This window comes from Pseudomonas veronii (genome assembly GCF_002028325.1).
Lineage (GTDB): Bacteria > Pseudomonadota > Gammaproteobacteria > Pseudomonadales > Pseudomonadaceae > Aquipseudomonas > Aquipseudomonas veronii.
Window position 1 is genome coordinate 2893077 of record NZ_CP018420.1, and the last position, 24879, is coordinate 2917955.

Below are 24879 nucleotides of genomic sequence, written 5' to 3' on the forward strand. Positions count from 1 at the left end.
CGTTCCCTGCGTGTAACTAAATGTAGTTGCAAAAAGTGGTGTCCGTCAATGCTAGCTCGGGTTCCTCTGTCGTTCCTGGGATTGATGTAACCCTTGATGACACCTCGCTCCGCGCCGCCATCCCCCCGCTAATTTTTCCCTCTCCGGTTCGTTTTATAGGGACGACGTGCCTTTGTGCTTCCCGCCTATTGCTCCGGACTCCAAGAAATGAATGCTGAAGACTCCTTGAAACTTGCTCGCCGGTTTATCGGGTTGCCCCTGGAAAAACGCCAGCTGTTCCTCCAGGCGTTGCAGAAGGAAGGGGTGGATTTTTCGCGGTTTCCGATTCCTGCCGGGGTGGATGTGGAGGACCGCGATGCGCTGTCCTACGCACAGCAACGCATGTGGTTTCTCTGGCAGTTGGACCCGGCCAGCGGCGCCTACAACCTGCCGGGCGCCGTGCGACTCAAGGGCGCGTTGAACCTTGGCGCGATGCAGCAGGCGTTCGCCAGCCTGGTCGAGCGTCATGAAACCCTGCGCACGGTGTTCCAGCGCCAGGCCGACGAGCGCCTGGCGCAGGTGGCGGCACAGCCGGCGCTGGCGATCGAGCAGCACGACCTGAGCGACCTGGCCCCCGCCGAGCGCGAGCAGGCCGTCAACGCCGCGGCCACCCGCCAGTCGCTGCTGCCGTTCGATCTGGAGCACGGTCCGCTGCTGCGCGTGCAGCTGTTGAAACTCGACGAGCAGGAACACGTGCTGCTGCTGACCCTGCACCACATCGTCTCCGATGGCTGGTCGATGAACGTCTTGATCGACGAGTTCATCCGTTTCTACGACGCGCATGAGCGCAACGAGGCGCCGCAACTGCCGGCGCTGCCGATCCAGTACAGCGACTATGCCCTGTGGCAACGCCGCTGGCTGGAAGCGGGGGAGCAGGCGCGTCAGCTGGAATACTGGCAAGCGCGGCTGGGTGATGAGCATCCGGTTCTGGAATTGCCCAGCGACCGCCCACGCCCGGCCATGCCCAGCTACAGGGGCACGCGCCACACCTTCGCGATCGATCCGGATCTGGCCGCGCAACTGCGCAGCTGCGCGCAAACACACAACGTCACGCTGTTCATGCTGCTGCTCGGTGCGTTCAATGTGCTGCTGCATCGCTACACCGGCCAGGGCGACATCCGCGTCGGCGTGCCGATCGCCAACCGCAACCGGACCGAAGTCGAAGGGCTGATCGGTTTCTTCGTCAACACCCAAGTGCTGCGCACCGAACTGACCGGGCAAACCCGCGTCAGCGAGCTGCTGCACGCCATCAAGGAGCACGCCCTGGGCGCCCAGGCCCATCAGGACTTGCCCTTCGAACGCCTGGTGGAAGCGCTGAACGTCGAGCGCAGCCTGAGCCATACGCCGTTGTTCCAGGTGATGTACAACCACCAGCCGGTGTTGGCCGACATCGCCTCGATCCGCACGGCCTCCGGCCTGGAGCTGGCCGCGGTGGAGTGGCAGGGCCGCACCACCCAGTTCGACCTGACCCTCGACACCTACGAACAGTCCGGCACCCTGCATGCCGCGCTGACCTACGCCAACGACCTGTTCGACGCGCCATCCATCGCACGCATGGCGCGGCACTGGATCAGCCTGTTGCAGGCCATGGTCGCCGATGGCGAGCAGCGCGTCGGTGAGTTGCCGATGCTCGCCGCCGATGAGCAGCAGGTCCTGGTGAGCGCCTGGAACCAGACCGCGCAGGCCTATCCGAGCGAGCGCGGCATTCATCAGTTGATCGAAGACCAGGTGCGCGCCACGCCGGAGGCGCCGGCGCTGGTGTTCGGTGCGACCACGCTGACCTACGCCCAGCTCGACGCCCGCGCCAACCAGCTGGCCCATGCCTTGCGCGAACAGGGGGTTGGCCCCGATGCCTTGGTGGGTCTTTGCATCGAGCGCTCGATCGAAATGGTGGTCGGCCTGCTGGGGATTCTCAAAGCCGGCGCTGCCTATGTCCCGCTCGACCCCGAATATCCCCCGGAACGCCTGGCCTACATGATCGAAGACAGCGGCATCCAGCTGCTGCTCAGCCAGCAAAGCCTGCTGCCGTCGCTGTCGGTCGCGGCTGTCCAGGTGATTGCCCTGGACGCGCCCGCGCTGTGGCTCGACGGCTACAGCTGCGAAGCGCCCACCGTGGCGATTCACGGGCTGAACCTCGCGTATGTGATCTACACCTCCGGTTCCACCGGCCAACCCAAGGGCGCCGGCAACAGCCATCGCGCGCTGGTCAACCGCCTGTGCTGGATGCAACAGGCCTACACGCTGGAGGCCAGCGATGCGGTGCTGCAGAAAACCCCGTTCAGCTTCGACGTGTCGGTGTGGGAGTTCTTCTGGCCGTTCATGACCGGTGCGCGCCTGGTGGTCGCGGCCCCTGGCGAACACCGCGAGCCGGCGCGCCTGATTGCGACCATTGGCCGACACGCGATCACCACCGTGCATTTCGTGCCATCGATGCTCCAGGCGTTTATCCATGAGCCGGGCGTGCAGGCCTGCACTGGCCTCAAGCGCATCGTCTGCAGCGGCGAAGCCTTGCCGTTGGATGCACAGAGCCAAGTGTTCGCCAAACTGCCACAGGCCGCTCTGTTCAACCTCTATGGCCCGACCGAAGCGGCCATCGACGTGACCCACTGGAGCTGTGTCGATGAAGGCGCCGACAGCGTGCCCATCGGCCGTCCGATCGCCAACCTCCACACCTACGTGCTCGACGCCCAGCTCAACCCGGTGCCGGCCGGCGTCTCCGGCGAGCTCTACCTGGGAGGCAGCGGCCTGGCGCGCAGTTACCACCGGCGTGCGGCCCTGACCGCCGAGCGTTTCGTGCCCAGCCCGTTCGCTGACGGCGCACGTGTGTACCGCACTGGCGACCGCGTGCGCCAGCGGGCCGACGGCGTGATCGAGTACCTCGGCCGTCTCGATCATCAGGTCAAACTGCGCGGCCTGCGCATCGAACTGGGCGAAATCGAGACGCGCCTGCTGCAGCATCCCGGCGTGCGTGAGGCGGTGGTGCTGGTGCAGGGCGGCAAGCAACTGGTGGCCTACCTGGTGTTGGAAGGCGAAGCGCCCACCGACCTCAAGGCGTGGCTGCTCGGCAGCCTGCCGGAGTACATGGTGCCGACCCATATGCTGCACCTGGACCAATTGCCGGTGACCGCCAATGGCAAGCTGGATCGCAAAGCGCTGCCAGTGCCGGACGCCGCCGCGCAGCAGGCCTATAGCGCCCCGCAAAGCCCCGTGCAGCAGGCGCTGGCCGCAATCTGGGGCGATGTGCTCGGCATCCCGCAGGTCGGCCTGGACGACAATTTTTTCGAGCTGGGCGGTGATTCGATCATCTCCATCCAAGTGGTCAGCCGCGCGCGCCAGGCAGGCATTCGCCTCAGCCCGCGCGACCTGTTCCAGTACCAGAGCGTGCGCAGCCTGGCGTTGGTGGCGACCTTCGAGCAGGCCGCGAGCATCGACCAGGGCCCGGTCAGCGGTGAGGTGATGCTGACCCCGGTGCAGCAGAGCTTCTTCGCCCAGGCCATCCCGGTGCGCGAGCATTGGAACCAGTCGTTGCTGTTGATCCCGCGTGAAGCCCTGGAGCCTGCGCGTCTCGACGCGGCCTTGACCCAGGTGATCAATCATCACGACGCTTTGCGCCTGCGTTTTGTCGAGCAGGCCGAAGGCTGGCAGCAAACCCATGCCGCGCCGATCGCCGCGCCCGGATTGTGGCAATCCCACGCCAGCGACGACACAGAACTGGCCGCACTCTGCGAGGCGGCCCAGCGCAGCCTCGATCTTGAACAAGGCCCGCTGCTGCGCGCCGCCCTGGTGAGCATGGCCGACGGTACCCAGCGCCTGTTGCTGGTGGTCCATCACCTGGTGGTGGACGGCGTGTCCTGGCGCATCCTGCTCGAAGACCTGCAACAGGCTTACGGCGCTGCGCCGCTGCCGGCCAAGACCTGCGCCTACCAAGTGTGGGCCCGGCAGTTGCAGGCCCATGCACAGACCCTCAACGCGCAACTGGCGTACTGGCAGGCGCAGACGGCCGACGCCGATTTGCCTTGCGACAACCCGCAAGGCGGCCTGCAAAATCGCCTGGGCGCCAAGCTGGAAATCCGCCTTGACGCCGAACACACCCGTCAACTGCTGCAAGACGCCCCGGCCGCCTATCGCACCCAGGTCAACGACCTGCTGCTGAGCGCATTGGTGCGGGTGATCTGCCGGTGGAGCGGCCAGACGGCTGCGCTGATCCAGCTGGAAGGCCATGGCCGTGAAGACCTGTTCGACAATGTCGACCTGAGCCGTACCGTCGGTTGGTTCACCAGCCTGTTCCCGCTGCGCCTGCAGGCCGAGGGCGGGTTGGCGGATGCGATCAAGTCGGTCAAGGAGCAACTGCGGGGCGTGCCCGATAAAGGCATCGGCTACGGCCTGTTGCGTTACCTCGGCACACCGGACGCCCGCGAAGCCCTATCAAGCCTTGCCGCGCCGCGCGTTACCTTCAACTACCTGGGCCAGTTCGATCGCCAGTTCAACGAATCGGCACTGTTCGTACCCGCCACTGGCGGCAGCGGCCAGGCCCAGGACCCCGAAGCGCCGCTGGCCAACTGGTTGACGCTGGAAGGGCAGGTGTACGGTGGGGAATTGACCCTGCAGTGGGGCTTCAGCCGTGAGATGTTCGAGGCTGCGACAATCCAGCGCCTGGCGGATGACTATGCGGCGGAACTCAAGGCCCTGATCGTGCATTGTAGTGCCACGCCGGCAGGGCAGGTCACCCCGTCGGACTTCCCGCTGGCGCGTCTGACCCAGCGCCAGTTGGATGGGCTGCCCGTCGCGGGACCGGCCATTGCCGATCTCTACCCGCTGTCGCCGATGCAGCAGGGCATGCTGTTCCACAGCCTGTACGAGCCCGAGGCCCAGGCCTATATCAACCAGTTGCGCCTGGACATCGGCGGCCTCGATCTTTTGGCGTTCGGTCGCGCCTGGCAGGCCGCGCTGCAGCGGCATGACATCCTGCGCAGCAGCTTCCACTGGCTGGGCCTGGACAGTGCCCATCAGTTGATCCAGCGGCAGGTCGACTTGCCGTTGCAAGTCATCGAAGACCCCGACGCCGACGTCGAGGCCCTCGCCGCAGCCGAGCGCGACAAGGGCTTCGCGCTCGACGCGGCGCCGCTGTTTCGCCTGTTGCTGGTACGCGGTGCCGGCGCGACCTGGCAGTTGATTTTCACCAGCCACCACATCCTGATGGATGGCTGGAGCAACGCCCAGTTGCTGGGCGAAGTCATCGCCCACTATGCCGGCCATACCGTGCCGGCACCGCAGGGACAGTTCCGCGACTACCTGGGTTGGCTGCAGCAGCAAGGGTCGGGCGAAGCCTTCTGGAAAGCCACGCTGGCGCCGTTGCAAGCGCCCACCTTGCTGGCGGAGGCGCTGCGCGTGCCGGCCCACGCCACAGGGATGGCCGACCATCAGGTGGTGCTCGACAGCGACTTCACCCAAGCGCTCGGCGAGTTTGCCCGCCGCCAGAAAATCACCCTCAACACCTTGCTGCAAGGGGCGTGGAGCCTGTTGCTGCAGCGCTACACCGGCCAGGATTGCGTGGCGTTCGGTGCCACCGTCGCCGGGCGTTCGGCGCCGCTGCCGGGGATCGAGCAGCAACTGGGCCTGTTTATCAACACCTTGCCGCTCGTCAGCGTGGCCGCGCCGGCCCAATCGGCCGCGTGCTGGCTCAGCGAGCTGCAAGCGCTGAACCTGAGCCTGCGCGATCACGAACATGTGCCGCTCTACGACATCCAGGGCTGGGCGGGCCAGCAGGGCGCGTTGTTCGACACCTTGCTGGTCTTCGAAAACTTCCCGGTGGCCGAAGCCCTGAAACAGGGCGCGCCCGCAGGCCTGACCTTCGGCCGCCTGCACAACCATGAACGCACCCACTACCCGCTGACCCTGGGGATTGAGCTGGGGGCCAGCCTGCGCCTGGAATGGAGCTACGACCGCACGCGTTTCAGTGCCGATCAGGTCGCGCGATTGAGCGCCAACCTGCAGCACCTGCTGGTGCAACTGCTCGCCGATGCGCAGGCGCCGCTCGGCAACTTGCGCCTGCTCGACCCCACCACGCAGCGCGACATGCTCGCCCTGGGCCGGGCACCCGGCGCGGCCCTACGTGAGCTGCACGTGCATCAACGCATTGCCGCCCAGGCCGCCGCCACCCCGGATGCGCTGGCGGTGCAGGCCGGCGAAGCGCGCTTGAGCTATGCCCAGCTCAACGACCACGCCAACCGCCTGGCCCATCGCCTGCTGGCGCTGGGCGTGGGGCCTGGGCAGCGCGTGGGCCTGGCCTGCCGACGTGGCCCGCAGTTGATCGTCAGTCTGCTGGCGGTGCTTAAAAGCGGCGCCGCCTATGTGCCGTTGGACCCGAAATACCCCAACGAACGCCTGGCCTACATGCTGGCGGACAGTCGTGTGGACCTGCTGCTCAGCGAAACCGGGCTGCTCGCCGACCTGCCGCTGCCGCAAGGTCTGATCCGTGTGGACTTCAGCGCATCCGGCGCTGAGTTGGCCGCTTACCCGCGCGCCAATCCGCCCAGCCACATGGGCGCCGCCGACCTGGCCTACGTGATCTACACCTCCGGCTCCACCGGCCAACCCAAGGGCGTGGCCATCGATCACGCCGCCCTCGGCCAGTTCTGCGACAGCGCCGCGGTCTACAGCCGGCTGTGTGCAGCGGACCGTGTACTGCAGTTCGCCACGTTCAGCTTCGACGGCTTTGTCGAGCAGTGCTACCCGCCGCTGTGTGTGGGCGCTGCGTTGATCATGCGTGGCGATGAACTGTGGGACGCCGGGCAACTGGCGCGGGAAATCGTCGAGCAGGGCGTGACCCTCGCTGACTTGCCGGCGGCGTACTGGTACCTGCTGGCCAAGGAATGTGCGGTCGAACACCGCGCCCTGGGCAATCTGCGCCAGGTGCATGTGGGCGGCGAAGCCATGTCGGTGGAAGGCCTGCGCGCCTGGCACGCCGCCGGCCTGGGCCACGTGCGGCTGGTCAACACCTATGGGCCGACCGAGGCCACGGTGGTGTCCAGCGTGCATGACTGCCAGTTGCTGGATGCCAGTGACGCGTTCGGCGTGCCCATCGGCCAGGCCATCGAAGGCCGTTCGCTGTATGTGCTCGACAGTGCGTTCGAGCTGTTGGCCACCGAGGGCGTCGGCGAGCTGTGCATCGGTGCCGAGTACGGCCTGGCCCAGGGCTATTTCGACCGCCCGGCGCTGACGGCCGAGCGCTTCCTGCCGGACCCGTTTTCCGCCGTGCCGGGGGCGCGGCTCTACCGCAGTGGCGACCTGGCCCGTTACAACCAGGCCGGTGCGTTGGAGTATGTCGGGCGCATCGATCATCAGGTGAAGATTCGCGGTTTCCGTATCGAAATCGGCGAAATCGAGGCCAGCCTGCAAGGCTTGCCGCAGGTGCGTGAGGCGGCAGTCATCGCGCAGCCGGGCGCCGTGGGTGCGCAATTGGTGGCCTACGTGGTGCCGACCCAGGGCCAGCGCCTGGACACCCAGGCGCTGGCGGCGACCTTGCACCGTGTGTTGCCCGACTACATGGTGCCGGCGCAGTGGGTGGTGCTCGATGCCTTGCCGTTGAACAACAACGGCAAGCTGGACCGCCGCGCACTGCCGGCACCGGACCTGAACCAGCCCCGACAGGCCCACCGCGCACCGCACAGCCCGCTGGCGATCCGGTTGGCAGCGATCTGGCAAGCGGTGTTGCAGGTCGAGCGCGTGGGGCTCGATGACCATTTCTTCGAGCGCGGCGGCCATTCGTTGCTGGCCACCCAGGTGATCTCCCGCGTGCGCCATGACCTCAAGCTGGAAGTGCCGTTGCGCGCGCTGTTCGAGCAGCCGACGCTGGAGGCCTTCGCGGCCGCGTGCGCCGGCGTGCAGGGCGACACTGCACCGACGCTGCAGGCGGCCGGGCGTGACCGGCCGCTGGCGTTGTCGTTCGCCCAGGAGCGCCAATGGTTCCTCTGGCAACTGGACCCGACCAGCGCCGCCTATCACGTCCCCGCCGCACTGCACCTGCGCGGCCCGTTGGATATCGCTGCGCTGGAACACGCTTTCCACGCCCTGGTGCAGCGCCATGAACCGCTGCGCACCACCTTCGTGGAGGAGGGCGAGCAGACCTGGCAGGTGATCCACCCCCACCTGGCGATTGCACTGGCGCATCAGCACATCGCCGCAGCCGCGATCGAAGCGACGGTGGCGCAGGAGATCCAGCGCCCGTTCGACCTAGTCAACGGCCCGCTGATGCGCGTCACGTTGCTGCACGTCGAAGCGGAGCACCACGTGCTGGTAATCACCCAGCACCACATCATCTCCGATGGTGGGTCGATGCAGGTGATGGTCGACGAACTGCTGGCCCTGTATCAGGGCCAGGTGCCGTTGCCGGCGTTGCCGCTGCACTATGCCGACTATGCCCTGTGGCAACGCGAGTGGATGGCCGCCGGAGAGAAACAGCGCCAACTCGATTATTGGTGCGCCCGCCTGGGCAGCGAACATCCGCTGCTGGAGCTGCCCCTGGACCACCCGCGTCCGGCGCTGCAAAGCCATCGCGGCGCGCGCCGACAACTGCATCTGGACGCCGCGCTGGTCGCCGAACTCAAGGCCCTTGCCCAGCGTCAGGACGTGACCCTGTTCATGCTGCTGCTCGCCGCATTCCAGACCTTGCTGTTTCGCTACAGCGGCCAGTCCGCGATCCGTGTCGGGGTGCCGATCGCCAACCGCAATCGCCTGGAAACCGAGCGGCTGATCGGCTTCTTCGTCAACACCCAGGTGCTGCAGGCCGAGCTGCATGGGCAGATGGGCTTCGACCGCTTGCTGGCCCAGGTCAAGCAACGTGCGGTGGAGGCCCAGGCCCATCAGGACTTGCCCTTCGAACAACTGGTGGAAGCGCTGCAACCGGAACGCAGCCTCAGCCATAACCCGTTGTTCCAAGTGATGTTCAATCACCAGGACAACCTGCGCGCCGGCCCGCTGCAGTTGCCTGGCCTGGACCTGCAACCGGTGGATTGGACCGGCCACAGCACCCAGTTCGACCTCAACCTGGAAACCGAGGAGTCGGCCGATGGCCTCTGGGCTGCGTTGACCTACGCCACCGACCTGTTCGAACCGGCGACCATCGAGCGCCTGGCCGAGCATTGGCAGAACCTGCTGCGCGCCGTGGTGCGCGATGCCTCCCAACCCCTGGACGAGCTGGCGCTGCTCAGCGCGGCGCAGTGGCGGCAGATGCTCGAAGCGTGGAACCACACGGCCTTCGATTACCCCCGCGAGCGCTGTGTGCATCAGCTGTTCGAAGCGCAGGCCCTGGCCCAGCCCGACGCCATCGCTGTGCAATTCAACGACGACGCCTTGAGTTATGCCGAACTCAACCGCCGCGCCAATCGCCTGGCCCATCGCCTGATCGCGGCGGGTGTCGGCCCGGACGTGCTGGTGGCGGTGCATGTGGAGCGTTCCCTGGACATGGCGGTCGGCCTGCTGGCGACCCTCAAGGCCGGTGGCGCCTACGTGCCGCTCGACCCGCAGTTCCCGGCGGAGCGCCTGGCGTTCATGCTCGAAGACAGCCGCGCCCGGGTGCTGCTGACCCAGCCAGCGCTGATCGGCCGACTGGCGCAACCGCAAGGCCTGCACGTGCTGCTGGTCGATGACAGCGACGCTGGCGAACACAACCCGCAAGTGGACGTCAGCCCGGAACACCTGGCCTACGTGATCTACACCTCCGGCTCCACCGGCCAGCCCAAGGGCGTGATGGTGCGCCACCGCGGGCTGTGCAGCTTCACCTGCGGCATGGCCGCCAGCCTGGATATCGGCCGGGAGGCGCGGGTGCTGTCGCTGACCACGTTCTCGTTCGACATCTTCGCCCTGGAGCTGTACGTGCCGCTGACGGTTGGCGCCACGGTGCTGCTGAGCGACCAGGCCCTGGCCCTCGACCCGGAGGCGATTATCGACCTGGCGCACCACCAGCGCGCCAATGTGCTGCAAGCCACGCCGTCAACCTGGCGCATGCTGCTGGACAGCCCGCGTGCCGAGCGGCTGCATGGCATCAAGGCACTGTGCGGCGGCGAAGCGCTGCCGGCCGACCTGGCCCAGCGTCTGCTCGATCTGCAAGGCCCGGTGTGGAACCTGTATGGCCCCACGGAAACCACCATCTGGTCGGCGGCCCATCGGCTGTTGGCGCCGCAGCCTTTTGTCGGGCGGCCGATTGCCAATACCGCGTTGTTCATCCTCAACGCCGGGCTCAGCCCATGCCCGTTGGGCGCGGCCGGTGAGCTGCTGATCGGCGGTGTCGGCCTGGCGCGCGGTTACCATGCACGGCCGGCGCTCACCGCCGAACGCTTCGTGCCCAACCCTTATGGCGCACCGGGCGAACGCCTGTACCGTACCGGTGACCTGGCGCGCTACCGCGACCACGGCGTGGTGGAGTACATCGGCCGGGTCGACCAGCAGGTCAAGGTGCGCGGGTTCCGTATCGAACTGGGCGAAATCGAAGCCTGCCTGCGCGAACACCCCGGCGTGCGCGAAGCCGTGGTGCTGGCCGACAACGACCGCTTGATCGCCTATCTGGTGACCTCCGCCCCACAGACGCCGCAGGTCTACCAAGCCGCCTTGCGCGAGCGTTTGCCGGACTACATGGTGCCGGCGTACCTGATGTGCCTCGACAGCCTGCCCTTGACCCCCAACGGCAAGCTCGACCGCAAGGCTCTGCCCAGCGTGGACGCCAGCCTGTTGCTCAAAGGCCATGTCGCCCCCGTCACACTGCGCCAACAGCAGGTGGCGGCGATCTGGGCCGAGGTGCTGGGCGTACCTCATGTCGGCCTCGACGACCACTTCTTCGAGCTGGGCGGGCATTCGCTGCTGGCCACCCGCGTGGTGTCGCGGGTCCGCCAGGCGCTGACGCTGGAAGTGGCGCTCAAGACCCTGTTCGAACACCCGGCGCTGGGTGACTTCGTCGCGGCGCTGGGCGAGGAGGGCGTGGTCGCACCGGCGATGCTCAAGGCCGACCGCACCCAACCGTTGCCACTGTCCTATGCCCAGGAACGCCAATGGTTCCTCTGGCAACTCGACCCGCACAGCGCCGCGTACCACATCCCCAGCGCCCTGCGCCTGAAAGGCACGCTGGACCTGGCCGCGCTGCAACGCAGTTTCGACACCTTGCTGGCGCGCCACGAAAGCCTGCGCACCCATCTGTATCAGGACGCCAGCGGCACACGGCAAGTGATTGAAGAATCGGGCCTGATCGACGTCGACCAGGCCGACAGCGACGAAGCCGGGCTCAAGGCGCAGGTCGCTGCCGAGGTCGCGCGTCCGTTCGACCTGCTGCGCGGGCCGTTGCTGCGGGTCACGTTGCTGCGCCTGGCTGAGGATGACCACGTGCTGGTGCTGGTGCAGCACCATATCGTCTCGGATGGCTGGTCGATGCAACTGATGGTCGAAGAACTGGTGCAGCTCTACGCCGCGTTCAGCCAGGGAACCACGCCGCACCTGCCGGCCTTGCCGATCCAGTACGCCGACTACGCCCTGTGGCAGCGTCAATGGATGGAGGCCGGTGAGACCGCGCGTCAACTGGCTTACTGGCGTGAGCAACTGGGCGGTGTGCAACCGGTGCTGGAATTGCCGGTCGACTACCCGCGCCCAGCGCTGCAAAGCCACCGTGGCGCGCGCCTGGGTATTGAGCTGGCGGCGCCGTTGCTCGCCGGTTTGCGCAGCCTGGCACAGCGCACCGGGGTGACGTTGCCGATGGTGTTGCTGGCGTCGTACCAGGCCTTGCTGCACCGCTACAGCGGTCAGGAGGACGTGCGCGTCGGCGTGCCGATTGCCAACCGCAATCGCCTGGAAACCGAAGGGTTGATCGGCTTCTTCGTCAACACCCAGGTGCTCAAGGCCGATATCCACGGGCAGATGAGCGTCGAGCACTTGCTGCACCAGACGCGTCAACGCTCCCTTGAGGCCCAGGCCCATCAGGACCTGCCGTTCGAGCAGTTGGTGGAGGCCTTGCAGCCCGAGCGCAGCCTGAGCCTGAGCCCGCTGTTCCAGGTGTTGTTCAACCACCGCGTGACGTCGGTCGATAGCCATTGGCAGCGCCTCACCGAGCTTGACGTCGAGGTCCTGAGTTGGGATGAAGGCGTCGCCCAGTTCGACCTGGCGCTGGACGTCGAGGAAAGCCAGACGCTGTTGCGTGCGTCCCTGAGCTACGCCACCGACCTGTTCGCCCCGGCGACCATCGCACGCATGGCCGGCCACTGGCAGAACCTGTTGCAGGCGATGGTCGCCGATCCGCAGCAGACCCTCGGCCAGTTGAACCTGCTGGACGGGGATGAACAGCGGCACATCCTGCAGTTGTGGAATCAATCCGACGCCGGCTTCCCGGCCCAGCGCCTGGTACATGAATTGGTCGCCGAGCGTGCGCGGGAAAACCCGCAGGCGATCGCGATCAAGTTCGACACGCAAACCCTGACTTACGGCGAGCTGGACCGCCAGGCCAACCAGTTGGCCCACGCGTTGATCGCCCGGGGTGTCGGCCCGGAAGTGCGCGTGGCGATTGCCATGCCGCGCAGTGCGGAGATCATGGTGGCGTTCCTTGCGGTGCTGAAAGCTGGCGGCGTGTATGTGCCGCTGGACGTCGAATACCCGCGTGATCGCCTGCTGTACATGATGCAGGACAGCCGCGCCAAGCTGCTGTTGACCCATACCGCCGTGCAGCAGCAACTGCCGATTGCCGAAGGCCTGGATACGCTGGCCATCGACCGCACCGAAGCCTGGAGCGGCTTCAGCGACACTGCGCCGTCGGTTGATCTCGACGGCGACAACCTCGCCTACGTGATCTACACCTCCGGCTCCACCGGCATGCCCAAGGGCGTGGCGGTGGCCCACGGTCCGCTGGTGGCGCATATCATCGCCACCGGCGAACGCTACGAAACCGGCCCGGCCGATTGCGAATTGCACTTCATGTCTTTCGCCTTCGACGGCTCCCACGAAGGCTGGATGCACCCGCTGATCAACGGCGCGAGCGTGCTGATCCGCGATGACAGCCTGTGGCTGCCGGAATACACCTACGCGCAAATGCACCGTCACAACGTGACCATGGCCGTGTTCCCGCCGGTGTACCTGCAACAGTTGGCCGAGCATGCCGAGCGCGACGGTAATCCGCCGAAGGTGCGCGTGTATTGCTTTGGCGGTGACGCGGTGGCGCAAGCGAGCTACGACCTGGCCTGGCGTGCACTGAAACCCACTTATCTGTTCAACGGCTACGGCCCGACCGAAACCGTGGTCACGCCGTTGCTGTGGAAAGCACGCAAGGGCGATCCCTGCGGCGCCGTGTATGCACCGATCGGCACGCTGTTGGGCAACCGCAGCGGCTACATCCTCGACGCCCAACTCAACCTGCAACCCATCGGCGTCGCTGGCGAGCTGTACTTGGGCGGCGAGGGCGTGGCGCGCGGTTATCTGGAACGTCCGGCACTCACCGCCGAACGCTTCGTCCCCGACCCGTTCGGCAAACCCGGCAGCCGCGTGTACCGCAGCGGCGACCTGACCCGTGGCCGCCCGGATGGCGTGGTGGATTACCTCGGCCGTGTCGACCACCAGGTGAAAATCCGCGGTTTCCGTATCGAGCTGGGCGAGATCGAAGCGCGGCTGCGCGAGCAGGACAACGTCGGCGAAACCGTGGTGGTGGCTCAGGAAGGCCCGACCGGCAAGCAACTGGTGGCCTACGTGGTACCGGCAGATGCCAGCCTGGCCAACCACGCCGAGTGGCGCGACACCCTGCGCCGCGCCCTGAAAACCCGCCTGCCGGATTACATGGTGCCCGCGCACTTCATGTTCCTGGCGCAAATGCCGCTCACCCCCAACGGCAAACTCGACCGCAAGGGCCTGCCCGAGCCGGACGCGAGCCTGATGCAACAGGCCTACGTCGCCCCCGAAACCGAGCTGGAACAGCAGATCGCCGCGATCTGGGCCGAGGTGCTGCGCCTGCCGCACGTGGGCCTGAACGACAACTTCTTCGAGGTCGGCGGCCACTCGTTGCTGGCGATCCAGATCACCTCGCGGGTCCAGGCCGAATTGGGCCTGGAAGTGCCGCTGGTGGAAGTGTTTCAGACCGAAACCCTGCGCGCCTACGTGCAGGCCGCTGCCACCTTCCGCGCCGGCAGCGCGCAAGATTTCGACGACCTTCGTGACTTTTTGAGCGAACTAGAGGCGATTTGACCCATGCGTTCCAACCCTAATATCGATCTGGTTTCGCGCTTTCTTCGCCTGCCGCTGGAACAGCGCCAGCAGTTTTACCAGCGCCTGCAAAGCCGTGGCATGAGCTTCGCCCAACTGCCGATTGCCTCGATCCGCGAGGATGGCCAACGCCTGCCGCTGTCCTATGCCCAGGAGCGCCAGTGGTTCCTGTGGCAGTTGGACCCGGACAGCGCCACCTACCACATCCCCGGCGCATTGCGCTTGCAGGGGCGCCTGGACCTGGCGGCGTTGCAGCGCAGCTTCGACAGCCTGCTGGCGCGCCACGAAAGCCTGCGCACCCGGCTGATCCAGGACGGTGAGCAGCTGTTGCAAACCATCGAGCCCGAGGCGCGTGTCGAGATCCGGCAGGAGGTTGTTCACGAGGCGCAACTGATGGCGCGGGTCGAAGCCGAGGTCGCCCGCCCGTTCGATCTGCAACAAGGGCCGCTGTTGCGCGTGACCCTGTTGCAACTGACGGAAGATGAGCATGTGCTGGTGATGGTGCAGCACCACATCGTTTCCGATGGCTGGTCGATGCAAGTGATGGTCCAGGAACTGGTGCAGTTGTATGCCGCCTACAGTCAGGGCCAGGACCTTAGCCTGCCGGGCCTGCCGATCCAGTACGCCGACTACGCGCTGTGGCAACGCAACTGGATGGAGGCCGGGGAGAGGGCCCGCCAGTTGGCGTACTGGCAGGACCTGCTGGGCGGTGAGCAACCCGTGCTGGAATTGCCCCTTGATCACCCGCGCCCCGCGCAGCAAAGCCATCGCGGCGCGAGCCTGCAGGTGCAGCTGCCGGCGGACCTGGTGGCGGGCCTCAAGCGCCTGGCGCAGCAAGAAGGTGTGACGCCGTTCATGCTCCTGCTGGCGTCGTTCCAGACCCTGCTGTTTCGCTACAGCGGCCAAGCGGATATTCGCATCGGCGTACCGAATGCCAACCGCAACCGCGTCGAAACCGAGCGGCTGATTGGCTTTTTCGTCAACACCCAGGTGCTCAAGGCCGACCTCGACGGGCAGATGACGTTTGCCGAACTGTTGCAGCAGACCAAGCGTCGTTCCCTGGAAGCCCAGGCGCACCAGGACCTGCCGTTCGAACAGTTGGTGGTGGCGTTGCAGCCCGAACGCAGCCTGAGCCACAACCCGTTGTTCCAGGTGATGTTCAACCACCAGACCGACACCCAGGCCAGCGGTGACGGCCAGCACCTGCCCGGCCTGCGCGTGACAGAACTGGACTGGGACAACCGGACCACCCATTTCGACTTGAGCCTGGACACCCATGAATCCGCTGAAGGCCTGTGGGCCGAGCTGACCTACGCCACCGACTTGTTCGAGGCGGCGACCATCGAGCGCTTTGCGCAACATTGGCAAAACCTGCTCCAGGCGCTGGTGAGTGCGCCGCGCAGCCGTCTTAGCGCGCTGCCGATGCTCGACCGTGCGCAGCAGCAGACGATGCTCCAGGATTGGAACGCGCCGGCCAGCGTCGCCGTCGCACAAGCCGTACACCACCGGTTCGAGGCCCAGGCCCGCCAGCATCCTGAACGCCAGGCGCTGGCCCTGGATGACCAGACGCTCAGCTATGGCGAACTGAACCGCCAGGCCAATCGTCTGGCGCACTACCTGATCGACCAGGGGATCGGCCCGGACGGCCTGGTCGGTATCGCCGTCGAGCGTTCCTTTGCCATGGTGGTCAGCCTGTTGGCGGTGCTCAAGGCGGGCGGTGCCTACGTGCCGCTTGACCCTGAGTATCCGCGCGAGCGCCTGGTGCATATGCTCGAGGACAGTGGCGTGCGCCTGGTGTTGACTCAGTCTCACCTGCGTGAGCGCCTGCCGTTGGCCGGGTCGTTGACCTGCCTGGATATCGACCTGGCCCACGCGACGTTGGCGCCGTATGCCGAACACGCTCCGGCGCTCGACGTCGAGCCGCAGAGCCTGGCCTACGTGATCTACACCTCGGGCTCCACCGGCAAACCCAAGGGCGTTGCCATCAGCCACGCGGCGCTGAGTGAGTTCGCCGGCATCGCGGCCGACTACTCGCGCCTGGTCGCGCAGGATCGGGTGCTGCAGTTCGCCACCTTGAACTTCGACGGCTTCGTCGAGCAGCTGTACCCGGCGCTGACCCTGGGCGCCACCGTGGTGTTGCGCGGCCCGCAGTTGTGGGACGGCGCCGACCTGTACCGGCAGATCATCGATCAGGGCATCACCCTGGCCGACTTGCCGACGGCTTACTGGAAACTGTTCCTGCACGATTGCCTGGCGGCGGGCCCACGGTCTTACGGGGCCTTGCGCCAGGTGCATATCGGCGGCGAAGCCATGCCCCTGGACGGCCCGGCGATGTGGCGCCGGGCCGGGCTGGGGCATGTGCGGCTGCTCAACACCTACGGGCCCACCGAGGCCACGGTGGTGTCCAGCGTGCTCGATTGCAGCGCCGACGATGGGGCGGTCGGCGGCAGCGCCAGCCCGATTGGCCGCGCGTTGCCGGGGCGGGCGTTGTATGTGCTGGACGGCGACCTCAACCTGTTGCCGGTCGGCGCCGTGGGCGAACTCTACATCGCCAGTGCCAGCGGCTTGGCGCGTGCTTACCTGCAACGCCCGGGCCTGACCGCCGAGCGCTTTGTCGCCGATCCGTTCGGCGGCCTGGGCGAGCGTCTTTATCGCACCGGCGACGTGGCGCGTTATCGCGCCGACGGGGTGATCGAATACGTCGGCCGCGTCGATCACCAGGTGAAGATCCGTGGGTTCCGTATCGAGCTGGGTGAAATCGAGGCGCTGCTGCTGGCCCAGGATGACGTCCGTGAGGCTTTCGTGCTGGCCGCCGACAATCAGTTGGTGGCCTATCTGGTGGCGACGCAGCCATTGTCCGAGCCGGAGCAGGTGGGCGCCGCCGAACAGCTCAAGGCCACTTTGCGCGAGCAACTGCCCGATTACATGGTGCCGGCGCACCTGATCTTCCTCGAGCGCATGCCCTTGAACCCCAACGGCAAGCTCGACCGCCAGGCCTTGCCGACACCCGTCGGCGGCTCGGCACAGCAGGCATGGTTGGCACCGGTCACGCCGCTGCAGCAACAGATCGCGGCGATCTGGGCCGATATCCTTGGCGTCGAGCGTGTCGGCCTGGCCCATCATTTCTTTGAACTGGGCGGGCATTCCCTGCTGGCCATGCAAGTGGTCTCGCGCATTCGCCAGGCCCTGGACCTGGAAGTCCCGCTCAAGACGCTGTTCGAGCAGCCGCGCCTGGCAGGCTTTGTCGCTGCCTTGACGACCTCCGATCCCGCCGCCCCGAAAGCCCCGGCCCTACTGCCGGCCGGGCGCGACCAGCCGTTGCCGCTGTCGTATGCCCAGGAGCGCCAGTGGTTTCTCTGGCAGTTGGAGCCGCACAGCGCGGCGTACCACATCCCCAGCGCGCTGCGCCTGAAAGGCCAGCTTGACCGCGCGGCGTTGCAGCGCAGTTTCGACGCCTTGCTGGCCCGTCATGAAAGCCTGCGCACCTCCCTGCGCCAGGAGCGCGAGCGCACGGTTCAAGTGATTGAACCGCAGGTGTCGTTGCCCATCGCGTGCGCCGATGTCGATGAAGCTGCGCTGAAGGCCCGCGTAGAAGCCGAGATCGCCCAGCCCTTCGACCTGCAACAAGGGCCGTTGCTGCGTGTCTGCCTGCTGCGCCTGGCCGCCGATGAGCATGTGCTGGTGCTGGTGCAGCATCACATCGTCTCCGATGGCTGGTCGATGCAACTGATGGTCGAGGAACTGGTGCAGCACTACGCGGCTTACAGCCAGGGTCAGACCCTGGCATTGCCGGCGCTGCCGCTCCAGTACGCCGATTACGCCGTGTGGCAGCGCCGTTGGATGGAGGCGGGCGAGAAGGATCGCCAACTGAGCTACTGGCGCGACCGGCTCGGCGGTGAGCAGAGCGTGTTGGAGCTGCCGTTCGACCACCCGCGCCCGGCGGTGCAAAGCCACCGTGGCGCACGCCTGCCGATCGAACTGGCGCCCGCGCTCGCCCACGACCTCAAGGTCCTGGCCCAGCAACAGGGCGTGACCCTGTTCATGCTGTTGCTGGCTTCGTTCCAGACCTTGCTGCACCGCTACAGCGGCCAGGAAGACATCCGCGTCGGCGTGCCGATCGCCAACCGCAACCGCAGTGAAACCGAGCGCCTGATCGGCTTCTTCGTCAACACCCAGGTGCTCAAGGCCGACATTCACGGGCAGATGAGCGTCGCGCAAGTGGTGCAGCAGACCCGGCAACGGGCGCTGGAGGCGCAGGCCCACCAGGACTTGCCGTTCGAACAATTGGTAGAGGCGTTGCAACCCGAGCGCAGCCTGAGCCACAACCCGTTGTTCCAAGTGATGTTCAACCACCAGACCGACGTCGGCCAGGCCCAGGTCCAGCACCAATTGCCGACGCTGCGGGTAGAAGGGCTGGAGTGGGAAAGCCGGACCGCGCATTTCGATCTGGACCTGGATATTCAAGAGTCCACCGAAGGTATCTGGGCCACATTGGGGTATGCCCAGGACCTGTTCGAAGCGTCGACCGTGCAACGTATGGCGCGGCATTGGCAGAACCTGTTGCAGGCGATGGTCGCCGATCCGCAGCAGACCCTCGGCCAGTTGAACCTGTTGGACGGGGATGAACAGCGGCACATCCTGCAGTTGTGGAATCAATCCGACGCCGGCTTCCCGGCCCAGCGCCTGGTACATGAATTGGTCGCCGAGCGTGCGCGGGAAAACCCGCAGGCGATCGCGATCAAGTTCGACACACAAACCCTGACCTACGGCGCGCTGGATCGCCAGGCCAACCAGTTGGCCCACGCGTTGATCGCCCGTGGTGTTGGCCCGGAAGTGCGCGTGGCGATTGCCATGCCGCGCAGTGCCGAGATCATGGTGGCGTTCCTCGCGGTGCTTAAAGCTGGCGGCGTTTACGTGCCGCTGGACGTCGAATACCCGCGTGATCGCCTGCTGTACATGATGCAGGACAGCCGCGCCAAGCTGCTGTTGACCCATACCGCCGTGCAGCAGCAACTGCCGATTGCCGAAGGCCTGGATACGCTCGCCATCGACCGCACCGAAACCTGGAGCGGCTTCAGCGACACTGCGCCGTCGGTTGATCTCGACGGCGACAACCTCGCCTACGTGATCTACACCTCCGGCTCCACCGGCATGCCCAAGGGCGTGGCGGTGGCCCACGGTCCGCTGGTGGCGCATATCATCGCCACCGGCGAACGCTACGAAACCGGCCCGGCCGATTGCGAATTGCACTTCATGTCCTTCGCTTTCGACGGCTCCCACGAAGGCTGGATGCACCCGCTGATCAACGGCGCCAGCGTGCTGATCCGCGATGACAGCCTGTGGCTGCCGGAATACACCTACGCGCAAATGCACCGTCACCACGTGACCATGGCCGTGTTCCCACCGGTGTACCTGCAACAGTTGGCCGAGCACGCCGAGCGCGACGGTAATCCGCCGAAGGTGCGCGTGTATTGCTTTGGCGGTGACGCGGTGGCGCAAGCGAGCTACGACCTGGCCTGGCGTGCGCTGAAACCCACTTATCTGTTCAACGGCTACGGCCCGACCGAAACCGTGGTCACGCCGTTGCTGTGGAAAGCACGCAAGGGCGATCCCTGCGGCGCCGTGTATGCACCGATCGGCACGCTGTTGGGCAACCGCAGCGGCTACATCCTCGACGCCCAACTCAACCTGCAACCCATCGGCGTCGCTGGCGAGCTGTACCTGGGCGGTGAGGGCGTGGCGCGCGGTTATCTGGAACGCCCGGCACTCACCGCCGAACGCTTCGTCCCCGACCCGTTCGGCAAACCCGGCAGCCGCGTGTACCGCAGCGGCGACCTGACCCGTGGCCGCCCGGATGGCGTGGTGGATTACCTCGGCCGTGTCGACCACCAGGTGAAGATCCGCGGTTTCCGTATCGAACTGGGCGAGATCGAAGCGCGGCTGCGCGAGCAGGACAGCGTCGGCGAAACCGTGGTGGTGGCCCAGGAAGGCCCGAACGGTAAGCAGTTGGTGGCCTATGTGGTGCCACTGGATCCGGTGCTGATGGACGATGCGGTGGCCCAGGCCACCTGCCGTGAAAACCTGCGCCGCGCCCTGAAAACCCGCCTGCCGGACTACATGGTGCCCTCGCACCTGATGTTCCTGGAGCGCATGCCGCTCACCCCCAATGGCAAGCTCGATCGCAAGGGCCTGCCGCGTCCTGATGTGAGCCAGATGCAGCAGGTGTATGTGGCGCCACAGAGCGAGCTGGAGCAGGACGTGGCGGCGATCTGGGGTGAAATCCTGGGCCTGGAACGGGTTGGCCTGGCCGACCACTTCTTTGAATCGGGGGGGCACTCGTTGCTGGCGATGCAGGTCATCTCCCGTCTGCGCCAGTTGCTGGGCCGGGAAGTTCCCCTCAGGACCCTGTTTGAACACCCGCGGTTGCAGGGTTTTGTCGAGACGCTGCAGCGTTCGGCAGCCGAGACGGACAGTGCGCCGGCGATTCTGCCCGTCAGCCGCCAGCAGCCGTTGGCATTGTCTTATGCCCAGGAGCGCCAGTGGTTCCTCTGGCAACTGGACCCCCAGAGCGCCGCGTACCACATCCCCAGCACCCTGCGCCTGCGTGGCTGGCTGGACCAGGCCGCGCTGCAACGCAGTTTCGAAACGCTGGTGGCGCGCCATGAAAGCCTGCGCACCCAGGTGTACCAGGACGCAGGCCGCGCCCGGCAAATGATCCGTGATGCGGGTGCCGTAGAGATCTTGCATGCCGACGCCGACGAAGCGGATGTGCAGCGCCTGGTGCAAGCCGAGATCGCGCGACCGTTTGACCTGCAACAAGGCCCGCTGCTGCGGGTGACCCTGCTGCGCCTGGCTGACGACGAACACGTGCTGGTGCTGGTGCAGCATCACATCGTCTCCGATGGCTGGTCGATGCAGGTGATGGTCGACGAGCTGGTGCAACTGTACGCGGCCTACAGCCAAGGCCAGGACCTGCAACTGCCGGCGCTGCCGATTCAATACGCCGACTATGCGCAGTGGCAGCGCGACTGGATGGCGGGCGGCGAGCGCGAGCGCCAATTGGCTTACTGGCAAACGCTGCTGGGCGGTGAACAGCCGGTGCTGGAACTGCCCGCCGAGCGGCCGCGACCTTCGGTGCAGAGCTATCGCGGGGCGAGCCTGGATGTCGTCCTGGACCCGGCGCTGGTGACGGGGCTCAAGGCCCTGGCGCAGCGTGAGGGGCTCACGTTATTCATGGTACTGCTGGCGTCGTTCCAGACCCTGTTGCACCGTTACAGCGGCCAGCAGGATATTCGCGTCGGTGTGCCGATCGCCAACCGCAGCCGGGTCGAAACCGAGCGGCTGGTGGGGTTCTTCGTCAATACCCAGGTGCTCAAGGCCGATATCGATGCTCAACTGACCGTCACCCAATTGTTGCAGCAGGCCAAGCGGCGGGCCCTGGATGCCCAGAGCCATCAGGACCTGCCCTTCGAGCAATTGGTCGAGGCGCTGCAACCCGAGCGCAGCCTGAGCCATAACCCGTTGTTCCAGGTGTTGTTCAATCACCAGAGCGAAGCGCGCCTGGCCAACAGCGGCCAGCAGCTTGCCGACCTGAGGGTTGAAGGGTTGGAGTGGGGCACGCAGACCGCGCAGTTCGACTTGAGCCTGGACACCCAGGAGACCGCCGAAGGGCTGTGGGCGACCCTGACCTACGCCACTGATCTGTTCGACGCCGCGACACCCAAGCGCATGGCCCGCCATTGGCAGAACCTGTTGCAGGGCATGCTCGGCGATCCGAATCAGCGGGTCACCCAGTTGCCGATGCTGGAGCGTCTGGAGCAGCAGGTGATGGTCGAGCAGTGGAACGACACGGCGCAGGATTACCCGTTGCAGCAGAGCGTGCAGCAGTTGATCGAAGCGCAAGCCGAACGCACGCCGGATGCCCAGGCATTGCTGTTTGATTGCGAAGTGCTCACTTACGCCCAACTGAATGCTCGTGCCAACCGCCTGGCGCACCGCCTGATACAGGCCGGTGTCGGGCCAGACCTGCTGGTGGGCGTGGCGATGGAGCGCTCGGTGGAGATGGTGGTGGCGCTTCTGGCCGTGCTCAAGGCTGGCGGCGCCTATGTGCCGCTGGACCCGGAATACCCGCGCGAGCGCCTGGCCTACATGCTGCAGGACAGTGGGGTGCAACTGCTGTTGACGCAGGCGCATCTGGTGGCGTCGTTGCCCATCGGTGACTGCGTACAGTGCCTGGTGGTGGAGCAGGGTGACAGCTGGCTGGCAGGGTTTGCCACCTTCAATCCCGAGGTCACCGTCGAGGCCGAAAACCTCGCTTATGTCATCTACACCTCCGGTTCCACCGGGCAGCCGAAGGGCGCCGGTAACCGCCACTGTGCATTGACCAACCGATTGCTGTGGATGCAGCAAGCGTATGCACTGGATGCCAGTGATACGGTGCTGCAAAAGACGCCGTTCAGTTTTGACGTGTCGGTCTGGGAGTTCTTCTGGCCGTTGATGAGCGGCGCACGGTTGGTCATGGCGGCTCCGGGTGATCATCGGGAGCCGTCGCGCCTGGTGACGTTGATCAATCGACACCAGGTCACCACTTTGCACTTCGTGCCCTCGATGTTGCAGGCGTTCCTCCAGGACTCGCAGGCCGGCAGTTGCCAGGGCCTGCAACGCATCATTTGCAGCGGCGAAGCCCTGCCGGTGGACGCCCAGCAACAGGTGTTCGCCAAACTGCCCAAGGCCGGGCTGTTCAACCTGTACGGCCCGACCGAGGCGGCCATTGATGTGACCCATTGGACGTGTGTCGATGAAAACCGCGACAGCGTGCCGATTGGCCAGCCGATCGCCAACCTGCGCACCCATGTGCTGGATACGCAGTTGCAGCCGGTTGCGGCGGGTGTTGCCGGTGAGTTGTACCTGGGCGGGGTCGGGCTGGCGCGCAGTTACCATCGCCGTCCTGGCCTGACCGCCGAGCGCTTTGTGCCGTGCCCGTTCCAGCCTGGCGCGCGGTTGTATCGTACCGGGGACCGGGTCCGTCAGCGCATGGATGGCGTGATTGAATACCTGGGGCGCCTGGATCATCAGGTCAAATTGCGTGGTTTGCGGATCGAGCTGGGCGAAATCGAAGCGCGCCTGCTGGAGCATCCGCAGGTGCGTGAAGCATCGGTGCAAGTGCAGGATGGCAAGCATCTGGTGGGCTACCTGGTGTTGCACGACCCGGCCGCCGCCTGGCGTGATGCCCTGAGTCATCACTTGCTGGCGCATTTGCCCGACTACATGGTGCCTGCGCAATGGGTCGTGCTGGACCGCATGCCCTTGAGCCCCAACGGCAAGTTAGACCGCAAGGCCCTGCCGGCACCGGACGCCAGCGTGCATCAGCGGCACTTCGTTGCGCCGAGCAACCCGCTGGAGCACACCGTTGTGCTCGCCTGGCGCGAGGTCCTGGGCCTTGAACAGGTGGGGGTGGAGGACAACTTCTTCGAGCTGGGCGGGCACTCGTTGCTGGTGTTGATGCTCAAGGAGCGTATCCGCAAGGCTACCGGCGTCGAGCTTTCGGTGAGTCAGCTGATGCTCAACCCGACGGTTGCGGGGCAGGTGGCCTGTGTTAATGGTCAGGCCGGCAACTCGTTGATCGTCAGGTTGAACAGCCAGACCCGTGGCACACCGTTGTACCTGTTTCACCCCAGCTATGGTTCGGTGCATTGCTACAAGGCCATTGCCCTGGCGTTGCGCGAGCAGCGGCCGGTAATGGGCGTGATCTGCCGGGCGTTGGCCGAGGAGGGCAGTGAAGTGCCGGCCTGGCACGAGATGGTCGAGGACTACACCGCGCAATTGTTGACGGCGCAGCCGGAGGGGGCCTTCCGTCTGGCGGGCTGGTCCCTGGGCGGCAACCTGGCGATGGAAGTTGCCCATGGCCTGGAGCAGGCTGGGCGGGAAGTGGAGTGCGTGGGCTGGATCGACGCATCGCCACCCCAGTGGGTCAAGCCTTTCTGGGACACGGCGGTGATGGTCGATGAGCGCGAAATATCCGCCAATGACCGGCGCGTGGAATTGTTGGGCGCGATGTTCCCTGAGTTCACGGCGCAGATCCATGCCAAGTGGTCGGGCCAGCAGGCCACGGTTGACGGCGACGATGAGCAATGGGCCGGGTTCAACCAGTGGGCCGGGGATGTGCTGGGTGAGCGCTTCCATGAACTCAAGGAAGAGTTGCTCAGCGGCCATGAGGCGCAAATCTCGTGGGAGGTCGACCGCATGCTGGGGCAGCGCCTGCATGATGCCGATTTCAAGGCGATCAAGGCGCCGATCAGTTGCTGGTGGGCGACCTTGAGCCGCACGGGTGTGCATCATCGGTTGATTGAGGCGAGCATGCTGGAGGTCGCCGGCCAGTCCCGGATTGAACGTTCGGTGCTGATCGAGACCAGTCACGATCGGTTGATCGACAACGCCGCGTTCGTGCGCAGCTTCGCCGACGCGATGGCGTAACACCGGGCCTGAACGAACAAGCCCCCGGCCACTGATGGTGACCGGGGGCTTTTTCGTGGGGTGGGGTTCAACGACCGGCCTCTGCAAAAACGCCCCGGGCAAATGAATGCACGGGGCGTTAGGGTTGGAGCCCTCAGTAGCCGCCAG

2 protein-coding genes are annotated in these 24879 nt (G+C 65.9%); both read left to right on the forward strand.

The genetic code is table 11. From position 1 onward, the window contains the following. Positions 1 to 207 precede the first annotated feature (207 nt). Entirely contained in the window at positions 208 to 14241 is a 14034-nt protein-coding gene (locus PverR02_RS13500; RefSeq protein WP_079443619.1) for a non-ribosomal peptide synthase/polyketide synthase, read from the forward strand. Between the two features lie 3 nt (positions 14242 to 14244). Continuing rightward, the gene (locus PverR02_RS13505) at positions 14245 to 24732 is read left to right on the forward strand and encodes a non-ribosomal peptide synthetase (RefSeq protein WP_079443620.1); all 10488 of its coding nucleotides are present in this window, start codon (positions 14245 to 14247) and stop codon (positions 24730 to 24732) included. Positions 24733 to 24879 lie beyond the last annotated feature (147 nt).

Excerpts from the sequence above, each read along its gene's own strand:
- PverR02_RS13500 (WP_079443619.1), top strand. The coding sequence starts at position 208 with ATGAATGCTGAAGACTCCTTGAAACTTGCTCGCCGGTTTATCGGGTTG.
- PverR02_RS13505 (WP_079443620.1), top strand. The coding sequence starts at position 14,245 with ATGCGTTCCAACCCTAATATCGATCTGGTTTCGCGCTTTCTTCGCCTG.